The sequence below is a fragment of the Novosphingobium sp. genome (genome assembly GCF_032093395.1).
Classification (GTDB): domain Bacteria; phylum Pseudomonadota; class Alphaproteobacteria; order Sphingomonadales; family Sphingomonadaceae; genus Novosphingobium.
Genome location: NZ_DAMDBA010000130.1, coordinates 1 through 7,476, shown reverse-complemented (window position 1 = coordinate 7,476; position 7,476 = coordinate 1). Strand labels below are relative to the sequence as shown.

The following is a 7,476-nucleotide window of genomic DNA, read 5'->3' as shown; positions in this document are numbered from 1 at the left end:
GACGACCTGGTGGGGGCAGTGGAACGCGGTGTCGACATGTTCGACTGCGTCCTGCCGAGTCGATCCGGCCGCAACGGCCAGGCGTTCACCTGGAACGGCCCGTTGAACTTGCGCAACGCCCGCCATGCCGAGGACAACAATCCGCTGGACGAACGCTGCAAGTGCCCCACTTGCGGCACCTATAGCCGGGCCTACCTGCATCACCTCGTGCGCTCGGGGGAGATACTCGGCTCGATGCTGATGACCGAGCACAATATCTCGTTCTACCAGCAACTCATGCAGGGCATGCGCGACGCTATCGCGGCAGGCACTTTCGCGCAGTTCGCTGCCGATTTTCGGAGGGATTATTTTCAGCCTCGGGGCGGGTAGGGCCTGTCCGCCGCATCAATCCGTCAAAGACGGTCAGGCACCCGAGAGGCAGGACATGCCTTTCGGGTGCAATTGTATCTAACGATGTCAGGCTGGTTCCAGGCCTTCCTCGAGATCCTCGTGCAGAGCGCCGATCTCAAGCTTGGTGCCGACGTAAGTCACGAAGCGGCCCGTTCTGGAATCAAGGAATCCGGCACCGATCTCTGCCGCGAACTGCTTCGCGGTTTCAAGGTCGGGGTACCATTTGCCAGTGCGATTGGGAGTGATGAAACGATATCGGGACATGGTGCAAGCCTAATGCACAAGTTCCATGTCCGTTCCCTGACACGTCGCTCGATTCGCCGTGTTTTCTATCGTTCCAGCGCATAAGCAAAAAGGGCGGCTCCGCGAGGGAGCCGCCCTTTCCGTTTTTCTGGTCCGAAGACCCGATACTTAGCGCGAGTAGAACTCGACGACCAGGTTCGGTTCCATCTTCACCGGATAGGGCACTTCGTCGAGCGTCGGGACGCGAACGAAGGTCACCTTGTCGGCGCCGTCCTGGGCGACGTAGTCGGGAACTTCACGCTCGGGAAGAGCCTGAGCTTCGACGATCAGGGCCATTTCCTTGGCCTTGTTGCCGAGGCTGATGATGTCACCGACCTTCACGCGACGCGAAGCGATGTTGCACTTCACGCCGTTCACGCGGATGTGGCCGTGCGAAACGATCTGGCGAGCCGCGAAGATGGTGGGCGCGAACTTCGAACGGTACACGACCATGTCCAGGCGCTGCTCGAGCAGGCCGATCAGGTTCTGGCCGGTGTCGCCCTTCATGCGCGAGGCTTCCTGGTAGGTAGCCTTGAACTGCTTCTCGGTCACGTCGCCGTAGTAGCCCTTGAGCTTCTGCTTGGCGCGCAGCTGCAGACCGTAGTCCGAGAGCTTGCCCTTGCGGCGCTGGCCGTGCTGGCCGGGGCCGTAGCTGCGGCGGTTGACCGAGCTCTTGGGGCGACCCCAAATGTTCTCGCCCATGCGGCGGTCGAGTTTGTACTTGGCGCTTTTACGCTTCGACATAAGTCGTCTCCTTTTCTGCTGCCGCTTCCACCGTGGAAGCGGTCCATGTTGTCCCGGGGCGCACCATCCCGCCTATTTCGCGGAATGCGGCCGCCGCTTCACCGGGGTGCGGGGCCGAATGGACGGACCTGTCAAGAAGGCAGGCGCCATGTGAAGGGGTGCCCATACGGGCTCGGGGGTGAAAGTCAAGCGTATAAGCCGAAAAGCGGCTCAGCTACGCGGGCGACGCTCGTTTCCGAGGGCAGAGAGCACACCGCGAAGGGTGCGCACTTCGAGGTGATTCCAGCCCGGCTTCGTGAGAAGATTGCGCAAGGTCAGCCGATTGGCCGCCGCGCGCGTTTCGGGCCAGAAATAGTTCTTGGGTTCGAGCAATTGCTCGAAGTGGCCGATGAGGCCTTCCAATTCGTCTTGCGGGGCAGGGGGAAGCAAGTCCTCCTGCGTGGGCTGTGCGAGTTCGCCGCTTTCGGCGGCACCCTTGGACCACTCGTAGGCGCAGAGGATAACCGCCTGCGCCAGGTTGAGGGAAGCGAACTCGGGATTGATCGGCACCGTCAGGATCGCGCGGGCAAGGGCGACGTCCTCGGTCTCCAGGCCCGAACGCTCGGGGCCGAACACGTAGGCGGAACGGCCTCCGGTTTCCTTTGCGGCCTCATGAATTTCGCGCGCGGCCTGCTCGGGCGTGACGACCGGCTTGGTAACGCCGCGCTTGCGCACGGTCGTAGCATAGACATTGGCGCAGTCCGCAACGGCCTCGGCCAGTGTTTCGAAGACTTCCGCGTGTTCGAGTACCACGTCGGCGCCCGCGGCGGCGGGACCGGCCGAGGGATTGGGCCAGCCATCTCGCGGGGCGACGAGGCGCATTTCGGCCAAACCGAAGTTGAGCATGGCGCGTGCCGCCTTGCCGATGTTCTCGCCGAGTTGCGGACGGACCAGCACGATGACCGGCTTTTTCGTATCAGCCATTATCGGCATCCTTGGTAACGCCCTGACCGGCCACATCGCGGACGGTTCCTGCAAAAGCTTCAAAATCGCGGGCTTCGTTGAAGGCGCGGTAGACGGAGGCGAAACGGATGTAGGCGACCGAATCGAGCTGACGCAGCCCCTCCATCACCATTTCGCCGATTTCGCGAGAGGGGACTTCGGTTTCGCCCAAAGTCTCGACCTGGCGCTGCACACCGGAGACCAGCTGGTCGATCTTCTCGCGCTCGATACCGCGTTTGCGGCACGCAAGTGTAACCGATTGCTCGATCTTGGCACGGTCGAACGGTTCGCGGGCATCGTCGCTTTTGACGACGGTGATTTCGCGAAGCTGGACCCGCTCGAACGTCGTGAACCGCGCGCCGCAGCTGGAACACTGGCGGCGGCGGCGGATCGCGGTGTTGTCCTCGGTCGGGCGGCTGTCCTTGACCTGGGAATCGTCGTGAGCGCAGAAAGGACAGCGCATTCAGCTAGTTACTTTCAATTCTTGAAGACAGTCGAAGTAGGCGTTCAGGGGCGCACGCGCTTGTAGAACTGGTACCCCGCACCGACCGCAAGACCCAGCGGGATGGACACGAACGGCAGTACGGCTGCCGCGACCGCCCCGGCCGCACCCCAGACGAGAACCGGCTTCGTCGAGGGATGGTCGAGGCCATCCTGAAGCATTCCGGCCAACTCGTGGCGGGCGTCGGAGATGAAATCACCGGAGTCGTTGGGGCGGTTGGGGTCGGTCATGGCAGCAAGGCTCCTGAAATCAGTCCTCGTAGATCGGGAATCGATCGCACAGAGCCTCAACGCGCGCGCGCACGTTCTGCTCCACCTGAGCGTCGCCCGCTTCGCCGCACTTGGCAAGGCCGTCGAGCACGTCGGCGACCATGTTGCCGATTTCGCGGAACTCTTCCGGGCCGAAGCCGCGGGTGGTGCCGGCGGGCGAACCCACGCGGATGCCGCTGGTCTTCATCGGCGGCAGCGGATCGAAGGGGATGCCGTTCTTGTTGCAGGTGATGCCGGCACGCTCCAGAGCCTCGTCCGCATCCTTGCCGGTCACGCCCAGCGGCGAGAGGTCGATCAGCGCGAGGTGGGTGTCGGTGCCGCCCGAAACGATCGCGGCGCCGCGCGCCTTGAGCGTGTCGGCGAGAACCTTGGCATTCTCGATCACGCGCGCGGCATAGTCCTTGAACTCGGGACGCAGCGCTTCACCGAAGGCGACGGCCTTGGCGGCGACGACGTGCATCAGCGGGCCGCCCTGAAGGCCGGGGAACACCGCCGAGTTGATCTTCTTGGCCAGCGCCTCGTCATTGGTGAGGATCATGCCGCCGCGCGGGCCGCGCAGCGTCTTGTGCGTGGTGGTGGTGGCGATGTGCGCGTGAGGGAAGGGCGAGGGGTGGAGCCCTGCCGCGACCAAGCCGGCGAAGTGCGCCATGTCGACCTGGAAGATGGCGCCCACGCTGTCTGCGATTTCGCGCATGCGCTTGAAGTCGATCACACGCGGATAGGCCGAACCACCGGCGATGATCAGCTTGGGCTGGTGCTGCTTAGCCAGGGCCTCGACCTCATCGTAGTCGATCAGGTGGGTGTCCTTGGTAACGCCATACTGCACGGCGTTGAACCACTTGCCCGAAAGCGCGGCACGCGCACCATGGGTGAGGTGGCCGCCGGCGTCGAGGCTCATGCCCAGGATGGTATCGCCCGGCTTCACGGTCGCCAGCAGCACGGCACCGTTGGCCTGCGCGCCCGAGTGGGGCTGGACGTTGGCGAAACCGCAGTCGAACAGCTGCTTGGCGCGTTCGATGGCCAGCGTCTCGACCTCGTCCGAAGGCTCGCAGCCCTGGTAGTAGCGCTTGCCGGGGTATCCTTCGGCGTACTTGTTGGTCAGCACCGAGCCCTGGGCTTCGAGCACGGCCTTGGAGACGATGTTCTCCGAGGCGATCAGTTCGATCTGCTTGCGCTCGCGGCCGAGTTCGTGGCCGATGGCTTTGGCGACGGCGGGATCGCTGGCGGCCACGCCGTCAGAGAAGAAGCCGGCGGAACGGATGGCGGTTTCAACAGTCATGTTCGGGCTTCTCCGTATCAGAAAACGGGGTTGGAAAGCTTTTCGACGCGGCCGGTGTGGCGTCCGCCACCGAATTCGGCCGAGAAGAAGGCATCGAGGCAGGCTTTGGCCATGTCCTCGCCGGTGAGTCGCGCGCCCATGGCAATGACATTGGCGTCGTTGTGCTCGCGGGCGAGGGCCGCCGACAGCGGCTCGGATACCAGCGCGCAGCGGCACGCGGGGTCGCGATTCACCGCGATCGAGATGCCGATGCCCGAGCCGCAGAGTGCGACGCCGAACGGCGCGGTACCATCGGCCACGACCGAGGCGAGTTTGTAGCCATAGTCCGGATAGTCCACGCGATCGGCGGTTTCCGGGCCGAGATCGGCAACTTCGTGGCCTTGCTCGATAAGGTATTCACGCAAGGTCGTCTTGAGATCGACGGCGGCGTGGTCTGAAGCAATCGCAATGCGCATGGGATGCCTGTCCTGATGCGGGGATTCGTTGCGCCTCCCCTTAGTCGCGACTTCGTCGTATTGCCACCATTGTTGGCGATACGGGCGTGTAATTGCCGGAACCGTTCGGAATTCATGGCTTTTATGAAGCAATCTTTGCGGAGCCGCACGTTCGGGGCGGCCATTGCGCTGCATTTTCAATCGTCGCCTGAAAGGAAGGCTTGGGCTCGTCGGCACGATTGACTCGTCGGGCCGGGCGGCGGATGTTTAAGCTATCGCCGAAGGGGCAGTGAACTCTATGAAATGGCTGGTCGTTTCGCTGTTGTCGGCCATCGCGCTTGCGGTGCTCGGCACCACCCCGCCGCGTTCCGCGCCGGCCAATATGCCCGCAGAGGATTTCTCGGCGGCCCGGGCGATGACGGATGTGGAGCGCATTGCCCGCGCGCCGCATCCTAGCGGCTCGGCCGAACATGCCGCCTTGCGTGGCTATCTGATGCAGCGGCTGGGCGCGCTGGGGCTTACGGTGCGCACGCAGGAAGGACAGTTCCCGGACGACGCCCGCGCGGCGCTGAACCGGCTCGGACGAACGGAGGCCGAGCATATCCCGCTAACCAACGTGCTGGGGCTGCTGCGGGGTACGGAGCCGAACCTGCCGGCCGTCGCGCTGATGGCGCACTACGACAGCGTCTGGGGCTCTCCGGCGGCGGCCGACGATGGGGCAGGCGTGGCCTCCATCCTTGAAACCTTGCGCGCCCTTTCGCTGGACGGGGGTCGGCGGCGCGACGTGCTGGTCATCTTCACCGATGGCGAGGAAGCCGGGCTCAACGGAGCCCGGATGTTCTTTGCACAGGCGCAGGAAGCGCGGCGGATCGGGGCTATCGTCAATCTCGAAGCGCGCGGGGGCGGTGGCACGACGAACCTGTTCCAGACTTCAGCGTCGAATGGAGACGTGGCGCGGCTATGGGCGCGCACGGCGCCGCATCCCGCGGGGACTTCGCTGGCAACCTTCATCTACAGCGTGCTGCCCAACGATACCGATCTCACCGTGGCGCTGCCGCAGGGCTATCCGGCGTGGAACTTCGCCTTCATCGGACGGCCGGGGCTCTATCACTCACCGATGGCGACGGCGGCCAACCTCGATCGCGGTTCGCTCCAGCAGATGGGCGAGCAGACGTTGGGTCTGGCGCGGGCTCTAGTGCAAGCTCCGGAGCTGCCACGTCGCGCGCCCGATATCGTGTTTTTCGACGTCTTCGGGCTGTTCGTGGTTCATTATGCACCGGGCTGGGGCTGGGCGATGCTGACGGTGGCGTTCGTCGGCTATGGAGCGCTGGCTATCCGGCGCCTGGACCTGTCGGACATGACCGGGGGCGTGGCGAGAATCCTGGCGCTTGCGGTGCTGGCAGGCGGGCTGCTCTGGGGGCTGAACATGATCTCCGGGGCGGCCGGCGCGGTTAACTACTACGACCGGCTGGCGGCGATCCCCCGGCTTCAGTTCGTTGCTTTCTGTGCGTCGGTCGCGATGGCGGTGATGGTGGCGGGCAGGCGGCCCGTTTCGATCTCGGGCGAGGTGGGCATGGTGTTGCCGGTGTGGATTGCCGCTGCCGTATTTCAGGCGTTCGCTCCGACGGCGGCATATGTGCTTACGGTGCCGCTGCTGCTCGGAGGCGCTGTCGCCCTGATGCGCGTTCTATTGCCGGAAAATGCGGCGCGCCTGGCTGCGGCTATCGTCGCAGCGCTGGTGACCGGATATGCATTGGTGCTCGGTTTTGCGCTGATGCAGGCAGTTGGACCGACCCTGCCCATGGTCTGCCTCCTGCCGCTGCTGATGGCGGTGCCGGTTCTGGTGCCGCTGCGGAAGCCTCTGGCGCCGGGCACCATGCGCGCGACGGCGGGCGTGCTTCTGATCCTGGCACTGGGGGTGGCTCTCTGGGTGCGTTGGGATGCACCGGCCGCCAGTGTTCCCGCCTACGAACAAGCGCGATCGCTAGGCGTCAAGGGATAGCCTCAGGCTGGACTTGCCCGCATCGGCCCCGGCCTGAAAAGCCGGCCATGTGTACCAAGGAATATGCGCCGGTCTGAGCGATGAAGCGCGGGAAGCGCCAGACGTTCAGAAATGCCTGCAGGGCGCGTACGAAAAAAAGCCCCGTCGAAGCGGGGCTTTTTCTGTCCGATCAGCGGCTCACTGATCGAGGAACGAGCGCATCTTGCGGCTGCGGCTCGGGTGCTTGAGCTTGCGCAAGGCCTTGGCCTCGATCTGGCGGATACGTTCGCGGGTAACCGAGAACTGCTGGCCAACTTCTTCAAGCGTGTGATCGGTGTTCATGCCGATGCCGAAGCGCATGCGCAGCACGCGTTCCTCACGCGGGGTGAGCGAGGCAAGGACGCGGGTGACCGTCTCCTTGAGATTGGCCTGGATCGCGGCATCGACCGGAATGATCGCGTTCTTGTCCTCGATGAAATCGCCCAGGTGCGAATCTTCCTCGTCGCCGATCGGCGTTTCGAGGGAGATCGGCTCCTTGGCGATCTTCATCACCTTGCGAACCTTTTCGAGCGGCATCGACAGGCGCTCGGCCATTTCCTCGGGCGTGGGCTCGC

10 protein-coding genes are annotated in these 7,476 nt (G+C 64.2%); 2 read left to right on the top strand and 8 right to left on the bottom strand.

The annotated features are described in order from the left end of the window. The coding region (locus RT424_RS23430) for a tRNA guanosine(34) transglycosylase Tgt (protein WP_313443146.1) at positions 1-369 on the top strand (369 nt) is incomplete at its 5' end. 87 nt (positions 370-456) lie between these two features. Here RT424_RS23430 and RT424_RS23425 read toward each other — a convergent pair. The 7 genes from RT424_RS23425 to rpiB form a co-directional block, all read right to left on the bottom strand. Further along, a complete protein-coding gene (locus tag RT424_RS23425) occupies positions 457-654 on the bottom strand; it encodes a hypothetical protein (protein WP_134092953.1) in 198 nt (65 codons plus the stop codon). 147 nt (positions 655-801) lie between these two features. Continuing rightward, positions 802-1,416 carry a 30S ribosomal protein S4 gene (gene rpsD, locus RT424_RS23420; protein ID WP_313443140.1) on the bottom strand — a complete coding sequence of 205 codons (615 nt, stop codon included), beginning with the start codon at positions 1,414-1,416 and terminating at the stop codon, positions 802-804. A 210-nt stretch (positions 1,417-1,626) separates the two neighbouring features. Further along, on the bottom strand, positions 1,627-2,379 hold the full coding sequence (locus tag RT424_RS23415; protein ID WP_313443138.1) for an RNA methyltransferase: 753 nt from the start codon (positions 2,377-2,379) through the stop codon (positions 1,627-1,629). After that, positions 2,372-2,860: a transcriptional regulator NrdR gene (nrdR, locus tag RT424_RS23410; protein ID WP_313443136.1), complete on the bottom strand. Its 489-nt coding sequence runs from the start codon at positions 2,858-2,860 to the stop codon at positions 2,372-2,374. The genes RT424_RS23415 and nrdR overlap by 8 nt, the downstream gene beginning before the upstream one ends. Before the next feature lie 44 nt (positions 2,861-2,904). Next, on the bottom strand, positions 2,905-3,129 hold the full coding sequence (locus tag RT424_RS23405; protein WP_313443134.1) for a hypothetical protein: 225 nt from the start codon (positions 3,127-3,129) through the stop codon (positions 2,905-2,907). A 19-nt stretch (positions 3,130-3,148) separates the two neighbouring features. Beyond that, positions 3,149-4,447, bottom strand: coding sequence for a serine hydroxymethyltransferase (glyA, locus tag RT424_RS23400; RefSeq protein ID WP_409521579.1), 1,299 nt, complete (start codon positions 4,445-4,447; stop codon positions 3,149-3,151). Between the two features lie 17 nt (positions 4,448-4,464). Beyond that, complete coding sequence (rpiB, locus tag RT424_RS23395) at positions 4,465-4,902, bottom strand: ribose 5-phosphate isomerase B (RefSeq protein ID WP_313443133.1); 438 nt, start codon at positions 4,900-4,902, stop codon at positions 4,465-4,467. 277 nt (positions 4,903-5,179) lie between these two features. On the opposite strand from rpiB, the gene RT424_RS23390 reads away from it, so the two are divergent. Then, the gene (locus RT424_RS23390; RefSeq protein ID WP_313443131.1) at positions 5,180-6,883 is read left to right on the top strand and encodes a M20/M25/M40 family metallo-hydrolase; all 1,704 of its coding nucleotides are present in this window, start codon (positions 5,180-5,182) and stop codon (positions 6,881-6,883) included. A gap of 177 nt (positions 6,884-7,060) precedes the next feature. Here RT424_RS23390 and RT424_RS23385 read toward each other — a convergent pair. Further along, a partial coding sequence (locus tag RT424_RS23385) for a sigma-70 family RNA polymerase sigma factor (protein WP_313443129.1) occupies positions 7,061-7,476 on the bottom strand: 416 nt, incomplete at its 5' end.